Origin of the sequence: Nostoc sp., assembly GCF_036917775.1 — a bacterium.
GTDB lineage: Bacteria > Cyanobacteriota > Cyanobacteriia > Cyanobacteriales > Nostocaceae > Nostoc.
Window position 1 is genome coordinate 1 of sequence record NZ_JBALEQ010000072.1, and the last position, 17,550, is coordinate 17,550.

The following is a 17,550-nucleotide window of genomic DNA, read 5'->3' on the forward strand; positions in this document are numbered from 1 at the left end:
GGTTTGAGGAGATGATGTTTTGCTGACTAATTTAAGCTTTTGAGACTCAGTGTAACTAACAATGTAAAGTTTTGTATCACTATTCAACATTTCTGCTAGCAAGCACTATATCAAAAAGTTTTTTACCTTCGCAAGCAAATTGGCAATATGTAAGATTTTCTTGCTGTAAGATGAGTGCCCTGCCATAGCAGTCTTTTATCTTTTTTTTAGTCCATAAACATCTGCGGATGCTTTTTTGATGAAAGTTCTTGCTCTATATGTTCCCGTAGCCAACCACAAGGGACAGACACTTGTGTAGGGAATGTCATATTTGGCAGTAAAGTTCTTAGAGATTTCACCAAAGCCAGTCTTTAAACCGCCAGCATTGTACAAAGAGACAGCCCAAACCTGACTAGACATTGTGACACCAAACATAGCAGTAATCAGTGGTATGGCAAATAAATACTTCAAATAAATACTTTTTCATGACTTTTTGTACTAAAGTCGATACTACTGCGAGGTCATGAATATCACATTATTAAGTCTGTGAATTGTAGCGATCGCTACTTTTTACCAACCATTTTGGTAAAAAATTGTAGAGTACTCTAAAAAATAATCTTGATACCCATAATGAGTGTTTTCTTCTCAGATGAGGCGATCGCTAGGTTAATTCAGGAAGATGTTCCCTACCTAGATTTAACAACCTACGGACTTGGCATTGGCAAGCAACCTGGTGAAATCGAGTTTTCTACTCGTCATCCGATGACCATTTGCGCTACTGAAGAAGCAGCCAGAGTATTAAAATATTGTGGTGCCGAAGTTTATTATCAAGTCGAAAGTGGTACAGTCTGCCAGCCGAACTATTTAAAAAAGAAATAAAAATTAATTTTATTTATGTTCTATTACTATATTAGTTGGTATTTTACTCAATAAGTTGGTATTATCTTCATTAGATTACACAGCTTATCCATTTGGAAAAACGCAAATCTAATAAGAGGTTTGCAACTAACTTTGGCGTAAGGATTCATTAGTTTTTAATATGAGTTATTAAAAACTAGCTATTTAGTAGCGTCTGGTCAGGAGTTGAAAGTTTAACGATAGAACCATTTTGATTTTCGTCTAACAGAATCTATTGTCAAATTGCTCAATTTTGGTGGTAACGATACTAATTTTGGTTGAGCAAAACTATCTAACTTTTTCAATATTCAATAGTAAACGGAGAGATGTTTTATGCGTTTTACCCGCACGATCCCCATTGCGTCTTTAATACTATCGATACTGGTTTTATGGCAGCCTACTTTAGCTGACTCAAGAAGTGGTTTTCCCTCGGAAAAAGAAGAAAGAATACCATCTATCTGGGATAAAAATAAGTGTCTTGGAGGTTTTTCACAAAGTTTTCGCTTGGATGGAGAACTCAATAATCCAACCACCTATAACTTGCAAAAACTGCGAAATTTACAAGATGCTTTAAAAAAACAAAATCCAGCATTAGTTACTGAAGTTACTGTGAGCTTTCAAACCGGCTCAGGGCCACGAACAGAAACATACTATGGAGTCCCCCTATGGGAATTGATTAATAATCCGAAAGCCGGAGGTGGTCTAAAACCTGGGAATTCTGGGGTAAATAGTAAAAACTCTTTTCTGAGGCAATATGTTCTAGTTGATGCCACAGATTGCTATGGTGCAGTCGTAGCTATTGGTGAAATTCAACCTAACTTTGAAGGGAAAGCAGTGCTAGTTGCATTTGCAAAAAAAGGTAGTGATGGTAACGTCGTGCCTTTAACAGATGAAGGATTTGCTCGTTTAGTAGTTCCAGGTGACAAAGCTGGAGGTCGTTACATTAGTAATGTGACAAATATCGTCATATTATCTGCTCCTCCTTCTCCTTTGAAACCAAAATATTTCTGAAAACCCTTCTGATTAAAGATGCCTACAACGGAGAGTTCATCTTCTAATACCAGTCTGATATCTAAGTTATTCTGTAAGGCTGAAGATATCTCAGTGAATGAGGATAATCCAACAATCTCATAGTTGTTAGTATTACTCAGTTCAGAATTATCTTAGAACTAGGGAGGATCAAAATATGGAAGTTAGCGCTCGTAATTCCTTAAAATTTTCTTGATAATTAGCTAAATAATATAGCCGTATAGAAAAATACTTCATAAGATGTAGCAGGTGCTAAGACTCGAATAGATTAATATGCTATTTTATACTTCTTACTTATAAAGAACATAGTTGCTTTCTTAGCACTCTAGTCCAACCAGTCATTAGACATAAGGGTTTAGGGGAGTGAGTTTTCATGATTAGAGGAGGGATAATACCAGTCCAGTTACAAAGAGGAAGACACAAATGACTGACATTGTAACTGGACAGATTGTGCGCGTGCGATCGCGGCAATATCTTGTCTCATTGCACCAAAGCAAATGTATCTGATGATAAGGGTTTGATTGAGATGTTGACTAAAAACATCGGTTATTTCCAGTCGAAGCCCGTCAATATTCCCAAAATCACCATTCTGCTAGACCACGGTTATCCTTAGCTAATGCGACTACCAAGGTTAATCTTTGTTTTATTCGGTTGATGGTTAAGAGGCTTGCTGCACCTTCTTAGATGTCAAATGGGTTCTATATGAAATTTATATGCGTAATAGCTTACAACTAACTTTGATTTGTCGGGCTAAAAAGCTGAAGCAATGGATACTGGGTGTGATGACGGTAATTTGTGCGATCACCCTCACAAATTGCATGACACCCACCCCAACCCCGTCATTGCTACGTATTGGCACAAATCTTTGGACAGGATATGAAACTCTGTACTTGGCTCGTCATCTGGGTTACTATGAAGGCACACCTATCCGCTTGATTGACTTTCCATCGGGAACAGAAGAAGTGAGGGCATACCGCAACCACGAGATTGAAGGTGCGGGACTATCCATCGATCAGGCAATGCTACTGGCAGCAACCCAGAAAAATCTGCGGATTATTGCGATTATGGATGTTTCTCATGGCGGAGATGTGATTTTGGGGAAGCCGAACATTGCCAACATCAAAGCTTTAAAGGGAAAGCGAGTTGGTGTTGAGTCAACGGCCTTAGGGGCTTTCTTTATTGCCAGGGCGTTGGAAAAAAATGGTCTGTCTCCCAAAGATATACAAATTGTATCCTTGGATTTTTCCCAGCATGAGCGAGCTTTTAAAGACGACAAAGTTGATGCGATCGTCACATTTGGGCCGCCGCGTGTGAAGTTGCTAGCAGCAGGTGCAAAACTCTTATTTGATAGCAGTCAGATTCCTGGTGAAATTGTTGATACCCTAGTTGTTAGTGAAGAAGCGATCGCAACTAATTCTCCTGCAATCCAAACCCTGGTTAACGAACGCTTCCGCGCTTTGGATTACCTGAATAAAAATCCTCAAAAAGCTGCTGAAATGATAGCCCCGCGCACTGGAGTCACCTCCAAGCAAATTTTAGATGCTTTCAAAGGGATGCAGCAACCGAACCTGCAAGAAAATCAAAGATTGCTCGATCAAACCGATCCCTCCTTAGCCAAGGGAATGCAACGACTCGTCGAGGTGATGGTGGAACACAAATTAATGCCAAAAGCAATTGATCCTACTGCCGTTCTGGACGATCACTTTGTGAAAACGGCTAAATTTTAAAGTGGCTGCACCAGATCGTGTGTCTGTTATGAAACGCTTCCCCTTTCCCCTACGCTTTTCAATTCCTGCGGTTTTAATCTTGTTTGGCTCGGTGCTGGGGCTTGTTTCTTTTAATCGAGAAATAGCTGAAAGTAACCGCAAAACAGAAGAAAACGCCAGCCATTACGCGCAGTCTTTGGGAAGTCAAATTGCAGGTATCTTAGATTACCTTTACAGGGGAGGGGATGTTGAACAGGCTGAGATTGTCATCAGCCAATTGGGAAGTAACCCCCGATTGCCTTTGATTTTGGTTGCTAATGAGCAAGATCGTGTATTGCTGTCGAATAATTATGAATTACGAAACCATCTGGTGAGGGATACGCAAGCCGCCCCTAATTTATCCAGATTTACTAGCGTGCGCGAGAAAATGGCTGGAGAAGTGTCCCTTTCCCCAGACAGAAGCTACCTGAGAGTCATCTATCCTGTGCTTTTGCAAGCCCAACTTGGGGAAATCCGTTCTTCAAGGGTGGGCGTTCTTTTCATTAAGTACGACTTGGTGAGCGAAAAACAGCAAGCCTATGCTAGTGCTGTACATCAGGCTATGAGATCCAGTTCCGTCCTCGGGTTATTTGGTATTGCTCTTTGGTTCTTCTTTGACCTCACCCTCACCCGACGAGTTGACCATTTGGTTGCTACCAGCAAAAGATTAGCTAATGGAGAGTTCAACGTCCGTGCAGGTCTATCAGGCTCGGATGAAGTCGCCCAAATCTCCATTGCTTTTGATCGCATGGTTGCGGGTATTCAGGAGAATACAAAAGCTTTGCATCGACAAAACGCCACCTTAAAGGCACAGCAAGAGGCGGCGATCGACGGTATTTTGATTATTGACGAAAACCGTCATATTATTTCTTATAATCAACAATTTTGCCAGTTATGGCAAATTACTCCAGAAATTGCTGATACTGGTGACCAACAACTACTACAACAGGTGTTTGTCAGTCTGGCTGATCCTGAAGAATTTTTGGCAAAGGTAGAGTATTTATACCAGCATCCTGAAGAAGCCACTCGTGATGAAATTACTTTTAAAGATAGACGTATTTTCGATCGCTATTCTGCGAGTGTGATTTCACCGCGAGGGGAAAACTATGGCAGGATCTGGTACTTCCGGGATATTACTGAACGCAAGCAAGCAGAAATCGAGTTGCAGAAGGCAAAAGAAGCCGCAGAGACAGCCACTCAAGCTAAGAGTGATTTTTTAGCTAATATGAGTCACGAAATCCGCACACCGATGAATGCAGTGATTGTGATGACGGGACTATTACTAGACACACCTCTGACTCCAGATCAGCAAGATGCTGTGGAAACGATCCGTTCCAGCGGTGAAATCTTGCTGTCGTTGATTAATGACATTTTGGATTTCTCCAAGATTGAGTCAGGCAAATTGGAACTGGAAGCAGAACCATTTGATCTGGTAAGCTGCCTGAAAGAATCCATTGCTTTACTAGCTAACACGGCCACAGCCAAAGGATTAGAAATTAACTGTCATCTGGCAGCAGATTTTCCTACATTAATTGTCGGCGATATTACACGACTGCGACAAATTTTAGTGAATTTACTGAGTAATGCCATCAAATTTACTCTCGATGGCTCTATCACTGTTTCAGTTTCAACCCAGATGGCAGATGTAGCAGTTGGATCTGCTGATGTACTCTATGAATTAGAGTTTGCTGTGCGAGATACGGGGATTGGTATTCCTCCAGAGAAACTGAATCGATTGTTTCAGTCTTTCAGTCAAGTTGATTCCTCGACTACTCGGCGCTATGGGGGGACAGGTTTAGGATTAGCTATCAGTCGCCAACTCAGCGAAATGATGGGCGGAAAGATGTGGGTCCAGAGCCAGGTGGGACAAGGATCTACTTTTTATTTTACGATTGTGGCCTCGGCGGCTTCTGTTCAGCCCACGGCAGAGGCAAAAAATGTGCAGTTGAATGCTCTTCAAACAACTACACAGCCAAATCAACCCAACGCAGTCAGTTCTGCAATGGCAAAACAGTCTCCCCTGAGAATTCTGCTGGCGGAAGATCATCTGGTTAATCAGAAACTAGCTGTATTGATGCTCAAACAACTGGGATATCGCGCCGATGTTGTCAGTAATGGGGTGGAAGTTTTAGAAGCTATCCAGAAGTTGGCCTATGACGTGATCTTGATGGATGTCCAGATGCCCGACATGGATGGAATCGAAGCAACTCAGTTCATTTGTCGCAAGTATCCCATCGGCTCAAGACCGCGAATTATTGCCATGACAGCCCGTGCCCTTGAAGGCGATCGCGAGGAATGTCTCTCAGTCGGTATGGATGATTATCTCACTAAACCAATCCGCATGGAGGCGCTGACTCAGGCTTTAAGTCGATGTGTCCTGGCAGTTCCTGACAATGGCGCTTTGGCACCCACTCAGGTCAATCAGAATCAGACCGATGTGGACGTAGTGGAATTGGCAGTAATTAATACTCAGGCTCTGCAACAAATTCTAGAGATTGCTGGCGCAGATGCACCTGAATTTCTTGTGGAAATGATTGATTGCTATCTGGAAGATGCTCCGCAAACACTACAACAAATTCAGGCCGCTGTTGCCGAAGGAAATGCCAAAACTTTGAACCGACTAGCCCATAGTTGGATATCAAGTAGTGAATATCTTGGAGCAACACATTTGGCAAGTATTTGTTGGGAACTAGAAGCGATCGCTCGTTCTGGAATCGCCCATGTTCCAGAGAAATTATACCAGTTAGAGGCTGAGTTTGCAAGAGTCAAAGCAGCTTTACAACTAGAACGTCAAAAATGTTTAACAAAATAAGGAATTGGGGATTTTTCCCTTATCCCCTATTACTAGGAATTTTAGCTAAACCTCGTTCATGTCGAAATCTGGAGTTTTAAATTATTCTGTTGTGTCATTGCGACGTAGAAAGCAATCGCAAAGCTTTAGTAAAAAACTACAGTTCTCAATTTAGATGAGGTTTTATCAGTTCTGGCAAGAAACTGGTATTAGCCGTACTACCGCATATAACCTGTACAACAATTCCGCTCAGTATCTTGGCAGAGATGTCATGGATGCGATTTGTAGTCGATACAACATACAACCAGATACTTTACTGAAATAGATACCAGCCCAGGAGTTGAAAAATGGTGATTAATCCTGCCACTATAGATCCTCTTGCTTTACCTTCACGATCACTTTGTGAGCGATCGGAGTTACCCACCACGCCCTGTATTTACTTTGCAATAGATTCTCAAGGTGTAGTAATACATCGGACAAACTAAAAATCCTCGAAAACGATGGCTTTCCCACCACAAGGGAATTGAAATAGCCTAGAGCGGTAAAACTTGCTAGTAGTTCGCCAAGGAAACTTGGCGGGGTAAAGGGGAAGGGGGAAGGGGGAAAGGGTTTAAATCCCTTCCCCTTTTCCCTTTCCCCTTTTCCCAGTCCTCACTTAGCATTTTTGGGTTGGCAGACTACTAGAGGTAGGTTGGAAGTATAGTATACTCTATTTGATATTTTCTAAGACGCATACGTAATTAAGCCTTTAGTCTCACCTCTCCAGTTAATTTTGCTGTTCTAGATTAAACTAATATAACCTTGCTGTGGTTTAATATTTCTGCTCCCGGTTGTTTGTAGAAAGCAGTAATTTATGACAGGAACACAACAACAAGAAATAATGGAATTACGGGCATTGAATTTAACACCCAAACAAATAGCCCGAAAATTGGGTATTAAAGTGTCAGATGTGAATGCAGCGATTCAAAATCAAGCACAGCAAACCACATTAGATAGATTGACAAAAGGAGAGCTAGACCCTGTATATCAGTGTTTAGTAAGCGAGAGTCTTATCGAATTGTTACCAAAAATCCCACCAGAAAACAGCATCAAAAATCTGCTGGCAAAAATCCTACCTGGAAAAAACAATGATGATATAGATCGCGGTTTAGGATTGGTAGTGATTGCAAGAGTTGCTCGATACAATCAAATCACGGTCTGTAGTTACCTTTTAGATATATGGTGCTTGGGGGTTAAGGACACCATACCACCACGCACAGTAGACAGGATAAAATTTAAAGAATTTACAGAATCACTATTCGAGCCATTTCCCGGAAAACCGCACCTTGTTTCCCTTGAAGTATCCCAAGGGATGATATTTAGTGCTTGCGAATATGCAGAAAGCTTAGGGTTTCAACCACACAAAGATTTTGAAAAATCGCGTTCGCACATCGGAGAATGGGATGGGACAATACGTATTGAATGTGGTCGTGATGGGAAACCATTTTATGTGAATGGCCCCCACGATAACCCGAAAAAAATCATGGAAACATTGAAGAAAAGCAGGGGTGAAGGTAATTTTGATTTTCTGATTGGTTCAGAGCCTATTGAAAAGAATTTTTGGTAGACGCAATTAATTTGATTATTCTGTTGCGTCATTACGATGCTATCCAGGTTTGGAACACTCAGCGCAGTGAATAATTTCAAGTTGCCTTGTGAGACTTTGGTATTGCGAGTACACCATTAGGTTGCAGCACTGTAAAAGCTTGGTCATCGCATTTATGGAACGTGTTTAAAGTTTTCCGAAATTACTAGCACCGAAGTGGTAGTAACTATCAGAATGCTTAAGTATAAATGACAGGGGAATATAGCCCCGCAAAAGCCCGGTCACAACGACTGGGTTTTTAGTAAGATATGATGTCTGCGGTGAGCGTAGACATCCCTAATTTCAAATCTTCAAACGTCGTATTGGCAATAGGAAAATAAATCGATGGAAAATACTACCAATCCAGATACCAATTTCGAGTGGCAATACACTAGCAAACAAGAAGGATACACTATCTATCAAAGCGGTAGTCATATCCGAGGGGATTTTATTCAAGTCTTCGTTCCTGATTCTCCTTACCGTGACGAAAAGGGAAAACGGAAGTTAATCACTTACCTGCATGGTTTCGGTTTATGTCTGCCGAAATTCTACGAAGCGCACTTAGAAGCATTAGCCAAAAAAGGTTATTATGTGTTCTTTCCCGACTTCCAAAACAGTGACTATCCTGATGAGCTAGATCAAAACAAATTGATTCCTAGTCAAAACAAACGTCACCTATATTTTTGGTATCAAATGGTGATCGATACAATCACCCAAAGGAAAACACCATCAACCGAAAAATTTGTTCAACAAAAAAGAAAGGCTGAGGAATTTCATAGAATTCGAGAAGATGAGAATGAACCTAGCCCTCTAAAGTGCTTGATTATTGCTTTGGCTTTAGTGGTTATTATCTTAATAGTCAGACTTATCTACTTATTTAGTCCCGAATATAGCAAGAATCTCGTCAAATTGATTTCTACAGTTGGGTTAAGTCTTCTTTATAGCCCTTCAGTCTGGATGGAAAGGGCGATTGGCCTAACTTCTGACTCTTGGCGAAAGCTATGCCAAGATAATCCCAAATTTGACGAGGTAGACTTCGATTTCTACATTTTCGGGCATTCTCTAGGAGGGTTGTTAGCCCTAAGCTGGCCTGCTTATGTTAGCGAAACTAAGTTTTTCCCAAAACAAATTATCACAGCCGATCCCGCTCCAAGTACTGAGATGGGCATTCCTCAGATAGCCGTATTCATTTTGAAACTGTTCCGCTCTCCCTTTACCTTAGAACCAATCACAATTCGCAAAACGGGCGTAAAATTAGATATTCCTGTCGGTATCCTGCACGGAGCAGATGATAATATTGTCACACCCCAATCTTGGATTGGGCGATCGCTATGGAGTCAAAAAACTAACTTTGACTTTATCGTCAGTTCCCAGAAAAAAATCTACTTTTCCCTCTCCAAAAAACAGGATAATCCTCCCTTGATTGCTTTTCACAATCAAGCCGTAACCGACACAACTTATTTCAATGATGCTTTGTTTAATAATTTTGGCGGTGTCAAAGATGAACCAAACGCCTATAATTATCAATACATCTGGCCAGGCCTCCAGCTAATAGTCGAAAATCAGGTAGAAGCTAACGACTTACTGAATAAATTTCCGCTAAAAACAATCACAGTAATTGATACTTTACCTCCTCAGTCATCCCGTTTTACTTTGGTCATTCTCCTGGTAGGACTTGCTTTATTGGGTTTAGCCTATTGGTTTTGGTACTCTGGTGCTGTATTGGGATAAATATAGAGTGCGATCGCCATTGCTCTGGATTAATTTTTGGGGTGGCGCTAAAATCTTTCTCCCCATTTACTATCAATTTTTAGCAAATATCATAACTAATACTTTTAATATTGGCATCAATTCTAAAAGGACGGAAGTAAAGTCCCCAAAATTTTTCCAAGGGAGTAAAGATGAAAGCGTTTCGATTCAAATGTCATACTTGCGGTGAATCGGTGAATATAACGAAGGAAGTATATTAAAGGGAAAAGGAAAATTCCATCCCTTTCCCCTTTACCCCTTCTCTACTTCTGCAAGAAGTCTTACCTTTGCTTAAAAGACTTCGGTGTACTTCAAGCAATAATCAGCGCTTCAACACATTCTTCACCACAATAGGTAGGAGAAATAATGCCAGGGACAGCTATACTTGTTGTTGCTGTCGCTTTTTTTGAGAGGAAGTAAATTGAATTATAAAAAGCGAATACGAGACTAAACTCCAGTTCCAAATAGTTTAGCAAATTCCTCAGCAGTAAAAATACCAATATTAGGATGACGTTCTCTTTGTCTGTTGCCTAAGTAAATATAATCACAAATTACTCCATCAAACCGTGTAGTATTGTCAATCATCCAAGACTCTAAGCAAGCCCCAGTAAGTATCGCTTTTCTAAAATCGGTTCCTTGTGCTTGAACCCTTGTAAGATTAGCTTTTTCTAAACAAGCTCCATTTAGAGTTGCTTGACTCAAATCAGATTCTGTAAATCTAGCATTCATTAAATTAGCTTCAGTTAAATTAGCTCCTCTAAAATTTAACCGAGTAAAAAATTCATCTTTACCTTGTCCGGTAACAAGTAAATCTCGAACTTCTGCTTGAATCAAGATAGTGCCTTCTAATTTGGCATAATCGAGTTTGGCTTGAAACCAACGAGTTCGAGTGATAGTAGCCTTTTTCAAATTACAACCTAAAAGCATGGCTTCAGTAAAATTGGCATCTGTTAAATCTGCACCTCGGAAACTAGTACCACTAGCAAAAGTGAGAAAAATCATGACAATTTTTTGTACCCAAGCAAATTGCTCATTTTCCAATAAAGCTTGCCAAGCAATGTAAGCAGACAATATTGGACAAATTAAAGCTAGAGCCATCGTCGGCAATTCAGTACCAAGTAAAAATACATTCGTAGACTCAATCATTAGCTGAGTTAACGGTTTAAAGCCAATAATAACTAAAATTTCACAGATAATTAAAGACTCAGCGATAGTGATCATGCCAGTTCTCTTTCCAGCGACAGAAATAGAAATGGCTACAGCGACAACTCCAACGAGAATTCCAAATATAGCTAGAACTGCGAGGAAAGCTCCAGTTAAAGTCAGTATTGAAGCTATAGTAAAAGTAAAAGCCAAGGTTGTAAAAGCTGCTTTTATACCCTGACGAATCAAAACAGTGAAGAAAATAGCTAATAATATGATGAACGCTAAGTTGGGAGGAAAAGAGTTCTTTAAAAGATTTATGGGTTGAAAAAAGTATCCTATAAGTGAGCTAATAAATCCAGAAACTAATCCTGAAAGTGCAGCTAAAGTTAACGAGATACTTAACAAGCAGATAACAGAGTAACGTTTGAGTCCGGCTTTAGCATGACTGAAATTTACCCCTGTCAAATTAGCTCCTGTAAAATCTGCCCCTCGGATGTCTGCGTAACTAAAATTTGCCCCTGCAAGGTTTTGACCTTTGAAGGAACGATTTCTGAGATTCTGGCAGGAGAAGTCTTGGGGCATGACTAGGCTAGTAAAGGCGAGGGTTTATGGAGACTACACCTAGAGTATGTGCTTTTACGGACTGTAGTGAAATATTTATTTTGTGATTGGTAGGTAATGCCAAGTATTTGACTACAATTTACTCACTGGTGGCTACTCATCAGCTAATCATACGAAAAAAGTTGAACATTGTTACAATCTCTACATTTACGCGCCCGCAGCTTTTCGCCTTCTCCCCACACAGCCCCATCAGCACGGAAATACACCCACTGACTTACTGATTCTCCAACGGTACGACCCCAAACAAAATTTTGTGAGCCGCAGATAGGACATGGCGTTTCTTGTGGGCTAAAGTTTTTGTGATTCGGTTGGTTGTTCATCAGCTTCTCCCGATAAATTCTGAGTGCAATCTTCAGCAGCTATTGGGCCAAAGTGCGTAGGCGTAGCCCGCCGTAGGCATCGCTATCGCTTGAGATTGAATTACCGATTTTCCCAACTGAGTGATAATTTTATTTCCAGCAATCATCACCGAAAAAGACTTTCTGTTGTCCGTTGGGTAAAAATCTTGCACATCATCCGTTTCTAACACGCCATTTGTCGACAGCAAATACAAAACAGACAGACCACTAGAGTTCTAGAAAATAGATTTAATTGGTAGGTAAATTGTATGGTTTACGCAGTGGTGGTTCTTCTCCACTCATAAGAGTAACTGAATCTTCAGCTTCCTCACCTACAGACTACCACCCAGCTACGATTGTTTTATCAGTCTGCGCCAATAGTTGCAGCTTGGGCAAAGTCTCCTTGATTTCTAAGGCCCCGGCAGCAAAACATGACCAAAACCTAACTTCAGCTTCAGTATCATCCAATCCTTGGATAATTACATTCACTGCTGGCTGATATAAATTTTCTGGTAACTCATGAGAGAGCTTATTGCCAATTCCTTCTAATGCTTGCGCTCTAACAAAAGGAGCCTCAGCAATGTTTGCTGCTACTTCGGTCAGCGTACTAATCACTTCCTGATTTCCTTGGTAATTCGACAGAAAAGAGATTGCATACACCACACTATTTCGCTGTATGGGATCAGAACTAGTAGACAGAATAGACAACAAAGATTTTAGGTGCTTCTCAGTAGCGATGAGACTAAGGGAAGTTGCTGCAAGATCCATAATTCACGACGTTGACCAGACAAAGTACAAATAAGGGCATCAGCGTCTCGCTCATCACCGACTCTTCCGACTAACCAACAAGCTGTCTGTGCTTTCTCTTTCGTCAAGGGTATCAATCCAATTACCACTACGGGAAGCAAACCCTAGTCTTTCAAGTGTCTCGATCTCACCTACTGCTTCTGGAAATTGATTTTTGACTTCTTGAAGATTCATAGATTGGGGTAAATTGACATTAGCTGCCATTTTAGAGATGTTAGAGCAAATATCTCACAAAAAAGCGGGAAATCTCCGAAATCATTGACAAGATAAGATTACGGCTAAGTTGTGGGAGAAAGCTGCTAGACAGATAGAATAAATAAATGTTGATGTTTGAATCGGTAAGGGTGTAAAAGCCCAATTAGACCAAGCTTATTGTTGGTGCATTGGGTTTTGCGAGTTAACATCCCAGCGCACCCAACCCCGATGACCAATATGTGCGATCGCACAAAGTGTGGAATTTTGCTTATTGACTAGATATAAAATCTGGTTCTCAGGTATTGCATGAAATACAGTACATTTTTTCTACTTTTGTACGCCGAAGTGTCAAGTCTTAAGGAAGCTGAAGAACTTTTGCAAGCGATAACGCCCCAAATTCAAGCGCACACTCTGTTTGAAGTACAAGACATATCACAATACTACAAGATTTCCGAATATTACGGTATTAACTTAGACTTATATCCACGAAGTGACCCACTAACTACTTTTGATGGTCTAGTACTCTGCGGGGCTTCAGGCTGGACTTTTACTACAGAACACGATGGTGTCTGGAACCCTCAACCTGGTGTGGTATTTCTGTCACCTTTGGTTAGATGGGCGAACTTGGTACTATGGATGTAAGTACCCAAAAGCAATGATGTTGTCAAATGACATAGTAGGAGTGTACTCCCTGTTCTAAGTGATCGCTTTGAAAGCGAGTTTTAGTTCATCGCCTAAGAGCAATCGATTTTCACGGGTGATTGCTGAAAATCCTGGAAATGTGGGCTATTGGGGTGATGAGTGGCGTGTTGATGGGAAATCTGTTGCGAAGATTCGGTTTGGGAGTTTTTGTGTTAGAAAAGCTACTGCTGAGGGAAAACTGAAAACAAGACCCTGTGTTAAATAAACTAAGAGGATTCATATTACAAATTATCGAGGTTTTATTGTTAGTCAGCAACCTCAATCAAGATGAAAGTATTACCCGACGATAGCTTTACGATTTTGACACCTGATGCCCTGCCTATAGTCCTGGAACGGCTGAATGCACAAGTTGAACCGACAAAAGTATTTAGATTCTCTAAGAAACACCTCCCTTATCAAGGAACTATTTCGGAATCAGGGTTTCAAATCAGTCGCATAATTCACTATCGGAACTCGTTTTTACCAGTGATTCGAGGACGCTTTGAAGTAGAATCTCACCAAACCTTGATTCATGTACAAATGAGGATACATCCTTTTGTGATGGCATTTTTAGGATTCTGGTTTTTACTCTGGTATGGTGCAGTCATTCCTATAGCGTTGACAGGGGCTATGCCTAATTATATGGTTGCACTATTTGTAGGAATGCCTATATTGATGCTGATTATATTTGGTGTAGCTTTTTGGTCAGAAGCAAATCGCAGCCGTCGTGAATTGGCTCAAATTCTTGAGGGGCAAGTATAGTTACAGCGCTTCTGGCTATTATGCAATACAGTTTTTCTCCTTGCCCTCTCCTATCAAAGCTTTCAGATTTTAGGATGTACCTCATAGCTGCCGGAAGTGCTGTATCGATTAACGATTTTGGTAGGATTCAAGCTTTCAAATCTATTCTTATATACCGATAAGACAGTCAGGGGTATATTGTCAAAAACTAAATTGGAGTTTTAGATGCCGAGTCAAAAGAAAGAGCCAAGCGGATGTGGATGCTCAAATACTTAGTGGTGCAGAAAACTTTCTGGAGCCTCAAGTTGAGAAAACCGTGACACGCGAGAACTCAATTCGCGTCTCGAACCGCGCGCGTTTTTTGAGGGAAGCAGAGGCAGGTGGAGGACTCTTTTGAGGTAAGGTGGCTAAGGTGGGAATGGGGAGATGTTGATAACACAAGCGTTTAATCTCGCGTAATCCCAATTGCAAGAAACTCAATCCCCGAAGGCTTAGCCAATCCAGCATTTTGCGCCGACCTTCACAGACCACCACCACCGCAACAGCAATAGCAATCAAGGTGGCAGCAGCTAGCAGCATCAACAAACAATTCAGCGCTTGAGGATGGCCCAAGTGGGAGCGGATGAGTTCAAAAGCGGCGGACTTATAATCCTTGAAATGTGGCTCAATGCCACCAAATCGCTGACCATAGACCTCAAAAGTCTGCAAGGACGGCGGCACATCGGAGAGGACAGCCCACGGTTCACCCGCCAGCACTAAATGAGCGGTGGCGAGATGACACTCAATGTCCTGCAAAACGTTGACTTCTCGAAACAGATAAGCTTCTCCTTGAGGGGGAAGTAAGTCCGCAACCGCAGCCGTTTGACCATTGGAGAGGGTAATGTTCAAGTCCGATTTCGCTCGGATAGACCACGACCATTGATGCTCCCGTAACCACCGGATCAATGCACCATGTTCAAATCCTCGATCTGCTAACAACGTTACCTGACATTCTGGCGGGAGCAGCCTTAACGTTGTTTCTAACACGGGGCAGTAATTCTCAAAGCCCACGGTGGCACTGCCATGCTCCAATACTGTTTGACCAAGTGGAATAGAGCGTCCACCCCAAACTAAACAGATTTCAATTAAGCAATATTGATCCCACAACATACTGGTATCGAGTGTCAGTGTCATCGCCATGCCCGCCCAGGAGTTTAAAAACTGCTGCAACATAGGAAAATAGAAGGTCTCGGCAGTGATTTTGGGATTATGGACAAAGTTGTTTTTGCGCTCCATGTGGCTGCGGGCTGTGCAGTCCCGATGACTCAGATAGGGCAACCAGTGGCTCAGACAGGCGCTTTGAGCTTGCAACATGGCGGCGACATTCTCACAAAATACTTGCAGATGTCGTTGGTCTTGGGGACAAATCCATTGACTTAGAAGAGACAAGCAGTTGACGATGAAGATGGGGGACTGACATAGGTAGTTTTTGTGTGGAAACTTGAGCATCCCATGTCTTCCCCCTCTCTGTCACCCTTGTCTCAGTAAAATTCCCCCTATATCAAGCCTTCAGGACTTTTCTGCACCACTAAGGCCACCTTACCTCAAAAGAGTCCTCCACCTGCCTCTGCTTCCCTCAAAAAACGCGCGCGGTTCGAGACGCGAATTGATGCAAAAGCGTCTGAACTTGAAGATAGTGTTAATTATTTTGAAAGCTTGAAAAATCAACTAATAGAAAAACTCACCCTCGCAACAAACAGAAATCGTTAAATATTGGCTTTTATACAGAGGATATAATTCTGCAAATGTGCCTCAAGGTTAGCCCACTCAGCTTAATCTTAATTCTCTGATTGGCAAGCTCAAAAATCAATGTTTCCTTATAATTACAACTTGAAACTGCAAACCATACTGGGGATGTTCGCGCCAAAAACCAGTTAATCGCAACGTTTGTCCTGGCTGGATATCTGCAAAGCTACCAGTAATTGTAGTTAGTTCTTTTGCACCAGGGCATTGCAAACGTGCCATAGTATAACCCGCAAGGAAGTAAGAATAAGAAACAGCGATGGCTTTACAGAGTACGTTCAATTGCTGCCAAATTGGGCATTTCAAGGAAGACCGTGGGTTTAGGAATCTGGATCGATGCAGTTGAGATGCTCACAGCCAAAAGCTTGAGTCATCATTGCAGCTAGCTGTTGAGAAACTTGTCCATCAAAGTTGAGTTTGAGCATGATTTGGTCATAGGTTTGTCCCTACACTATCAGCTTTGCCATTTGCTTAAACTCTACCCAAGTCAAATCACTCTCAACAAATGCTTTCGCAAGAGTAATTACAAGCTCCTCATAATCATTGTCTTCCAATTTTGTCATCATTCGGTGTTCAATGTGAAGCGAATCATCGAAACAGTAATACCAGGATTTCGGTTGCTGTTTAACTACCTTTCGGAAAAAATCTTGTTGTTTAGAAAGGTTAACAGCGCGATCTGCTTCACTACAGACCATTAAAATAGGAGCGGAAACACAGCCTTGAGCCTTTTCTGAAACTTCCTTTGCCAACTGAAGAAATATCCGTAATGACTTGAGACAAAAACCTTTATAACCAAAATTGCCAGATGCGTCTTTGTTAAACCATTCAAAGTAAATTGGTAGGATTTTGATAAGTTGATCTAATAGTGAGTAACGGCTAGCTAAATAAGGGGTGAATAATAAAGTGCTGTCAATCTCCTGGGGATGCTCTAAAGCTAACCAAGCAGCTAAAGTTCCACCTGTTGACAATCCACCAATTACAACTTGTTGACCTAGAGTTTTTGCAATCTGCAACCACTTGAGGAGAAATTGTTGATATATCTGAATATCTGTTGGTAAACTATGGTGTTGGCGGACTTGAGGTTGATAATTATCTAACCGACTTACCCATCCAAAAGGGATTATCTTCGAGTGCTGCTTTTTGCGTTCTGATTGCTCGGTCTTTTAATCGTCTGTATGACTTGAAGATGACAATTCGTTCAGAAATGGAGTTTGCCTACAAAGGAGAAAGAACCACTCCTAGCCTTTGTGGTCGTATGGATCAGGCTTGTGCTTATGGAAATCGCCCAATATTGATGATATTTGATGGTGAAAAAATCGACCTACTTGAATTGTAACCGTTCACACGATAAGAAACGCTACAGTCAAAAATGGGTTACTGAGGTGGTAGATTAAGAGGCATGGATGAAAACTGCCTCGCCTACGG

The 17,550-nt window shown here is 41.4% G+C and carries 17 protein-coding genes and 3 pseudogenes; 11 read left to right on the top strand and 9 right to left on the bottom strand.

Going from position 1 to position 17,550, the window contains the following annotated elements; all coding sequences use genetic code 11:
- Window positions 1-195: 195 nt before the first annotated feature.
- Window positions 196-450, bottom strand: a complete 255-nt coding sequence (locus V7K69_RS12865) for a hypothetical protein (protein ID WP_335034856.1) — start codon at window positions 448-450, stop codon at window positions 196-198.
- 159 nt (window positions 451-609) lie between these two features.
- On the opposite strand from V7K69_RS12865, the gene V7K69_RS12870 reads away from it, so the two are divergent.
- From V7K69_RS12870 to V7K69_RS12900, 8 genes are all read left to right on the top strand, one after another.
- Window positions 610-858, top strand: a complete 249-nt coding sequence (locus V7K69_RS12870) for a hypothetical protein (RefSeq protein WP_335034858.1) — start codon at window positions 610-612, stop codon at window positions 856-858.
- Between the two features lie 351 nt (window positions 859-1,209).
- The gene (locus V7K69_RS12875; protein WP_335034860.1) at window positions 1,210-1,887 is read left to right on the top strand and encodes a hypothetical protein; all 678 of its coding nucleotides are present in this window, start codon (window positions 1,210-1,212) and stop codon (window positions 1,885-1,887) included.
- Window positions 1,888-2,380: 493 nt separating this feature from the next.
- Window positions 2,381-2,518: a hypothetical protein gene (locus tag V7K69_RS12880; RefSeq protein WP_335034863.1), complete on the top strand. Its 138-nt coding sequence runs from the start codon at window positions 2,381-2,383 to the stop codon at window positions 2,516-2,518.
- 100 nt (window positions 2,519-2,618) lie between these two features.
- On the top strand, window positions 2,619-3,632 hold the full coding sequence (locus tag V7K69_RS12885) for an ABC transporter substrate-binding protein (protein WP_335034865.1): 1,014 nt from the start codon (window positions 2,619-2,621) through the stop codon (window positions 3,630-3,632).
- Between the two features lies 1 nt (window position 3,633).
- Entirely contained in the window at window positions 3,634-6,462 is a 2,829-nt protein-coding gene (locus V7K69_RS12890; protein WP_335034867.1) for a hybrid sensor histidine kinase/response regulator, read from the top strand.
- 154 nt (window positions 6,463-6,616) lie between these two features.
- The gene (locus tag V7K69_RS32960) at window positions 6,617-6,766 is read left to right on the top strand and encodes a helix-turn-helix domain-containing protein (RefSeq protein WP_442936137.1); all 150 of its coding nucleotides are present in this window, start codon (window positions 6,617-6,619) and stop codon (window positions 6,764-6,766) included.
- 528 nt (window positions 6,767-7,294) lie between these two features.
- Window positions 7,295-8,047: a helix-turn-helix transcriptional regulator gene (locus V7K69_RS12895; protein WP_335034870.1), complete on the top strand. Its 753-nt coding sequence runs from the start codon at window positions 7,295-7,297 to the stop codon at window positions 8,045-8,047.
- Window positions 8,048-8,410: 363 nt separating this feature from the next.
- Window positions 8,411-9,796 (top strand): hypothetical protein, encoded by a 1,386-nt coding sequence (locus tag V7K69_RS12900; protein WP_335034872.1) that lies wholly within the window; start codon window positions 8,411-8,413, stop codon window positions 9,794-9,796.
- Window positions 9,797-10,261: 465 nt separating this feature from the next.
- Here V7K69_RS12900 and V7K69_RS12905 read toward each other — a convergent pair whose 3' ends face one another.
- The 5 genes from V7K69_RS12905 to V7K69_RS12925 all read right to left on the bottom strand — a co-directional run bounded on the left by V7K69_RS12905 (window position 10,262) and on the right by V7K69_RS12925 (window position 12,930).
- Window positions 10,262-11,542: a pentapeptide repeat-containing protein gene (locus V7K69_RS12905; protein WP_335034874.1), complete on the bottom strand. Its 1,281-nt coding sequence runs from the start codon at window positions 11,540-11,542 to the stop codon at window positions 10,262-10,264.
- 143 nt (window positions 11,543-11,685) lie between these two features.
- Complete coding sequence (locus tag V7K69_RS12910; protein ID WP_335034876.1) at window positions 11,686-11,901, bottom strand: hypothetical protein; 216 nt, start codon at window positions 11,899-11,901, stop codon at window positions 11,686-11,688.
- A 32-nt stretch (window positions 11,902-11,933) separates the two neighbouring features.
- The gene (locus V7K69_RS12915) at window positions 11,934-12,128 is read right to left on the bottom strand and encodes a hypothetical protein (protein ID WP_335034878.1); all 195 of its coding nucleotides are present in this window, start codon (window positions 12,126-12,128) and stop codon (window positions 11,934-11,936) included.
- A 130-nt stretch (window positions 12,129-12,258) separates the two neighbouring features.
- Window positions 12,259-12,687, bottom strand: a complete 429-nt coding sequence (locus tag V7K69_RS12920; RefSeq protein WP_335034880.1) for a HEAT repeat domain-containing protein — start codon at window positions 12,685-12,687, stop codon at window positions 12,259-12,261.
- Between the two features lie 54 nt (window positions 12,688-12,741).
- Window positions 12,742-12,930 carry a hypothetical protein gene (locus tag V7K69_RS12925; protein WP_335034882.1) on the bottom strand — a complete coding sequence of 63 codons (189 nt, stop codon included), beginning with the start codon at window positions 12,928-12,930 and terminating at the stop codon, window positions 12,742-12,744.
- Between the two features lie 297 nt (window positions 12,931-13,227).
- Between V7K69_RS12925 and V7K69_RS12930 the strand changes: the two genes are divergently transcribed.
- On the top strand, window positions 13,228-13,563 hold the full coding sequence (locus V7K69_RS12930) for a hypothetical protein (RefSeq protein ID WP_335034884.1): 336 nt from the start codon (window positions 13,228-13,230) through the stop codon (window positions 13,561-13,563).
- A 327-nt stretch (window positions 13,564-13,890) separates the two neighbouring features.
- Window positions 13,891-14,364 (top strand): hypothetical protein, encoded by a 474-nt coding sequence (locus V7K69_RS12935; protein ID WP_179069492.1) that lies wholly within the window; start codon window positions 13,891-13,893, stop codon window positions 14,362-14,364.
- Window positions 14,365-14,643: 279 nt separating this feature from the next.
- On the opposite strand, the pseudogene V7K69_RS12940 reads toward V7K69_RS12935, so the two are convergent.
- From V7K69_RS12940 to V7K69_RS12950, 3 genes and pseudogenes are all read right to left on the bottom strand, one after another.
- A pseudogene (locus V7K69_RS12940) lies at window positions 14,644-15,802 on the bottom strand (transposase).
- Between the two features lie 390 nt (window positions 15,803-16,192).
- Window positions 16,193-16,359: pseudogene (locus V7K69_RS12945) on the bottom strand (YrrC family ATP-dependent DNA helicase); the annotation flags it as partial.
- 212 nt (window positions 16,360-16,571) lie between these two features.
- The gene (locus tag V7K69_RS12950) at window positions 16,572-17,138 is read right to left on the bottom strand and encodes an alpha/beta hydrolase (protein ID WP_442936138.1); all 567 of its coding nucleotides are present in this window, start codon (window positions 17,136-17,138) and stop codon (window positions 16,572-16,574) included.
- 53 nt (window positions 17,139-17,191) lie between these two features.
- Here V7K69_RS12950 and V7K69_RS12955 point away from each other — a divergent pair.
- Window positions 17,192-17,458 (top strand): annotated as a pseudogene (locus tag V7K69_RS12955) (GHMP family kinase ATP-binding protein); the annotation flags it as partial.
- Between the last annotated feature and the right edge of the window lie 92 nt (window positions 17,459-17,550).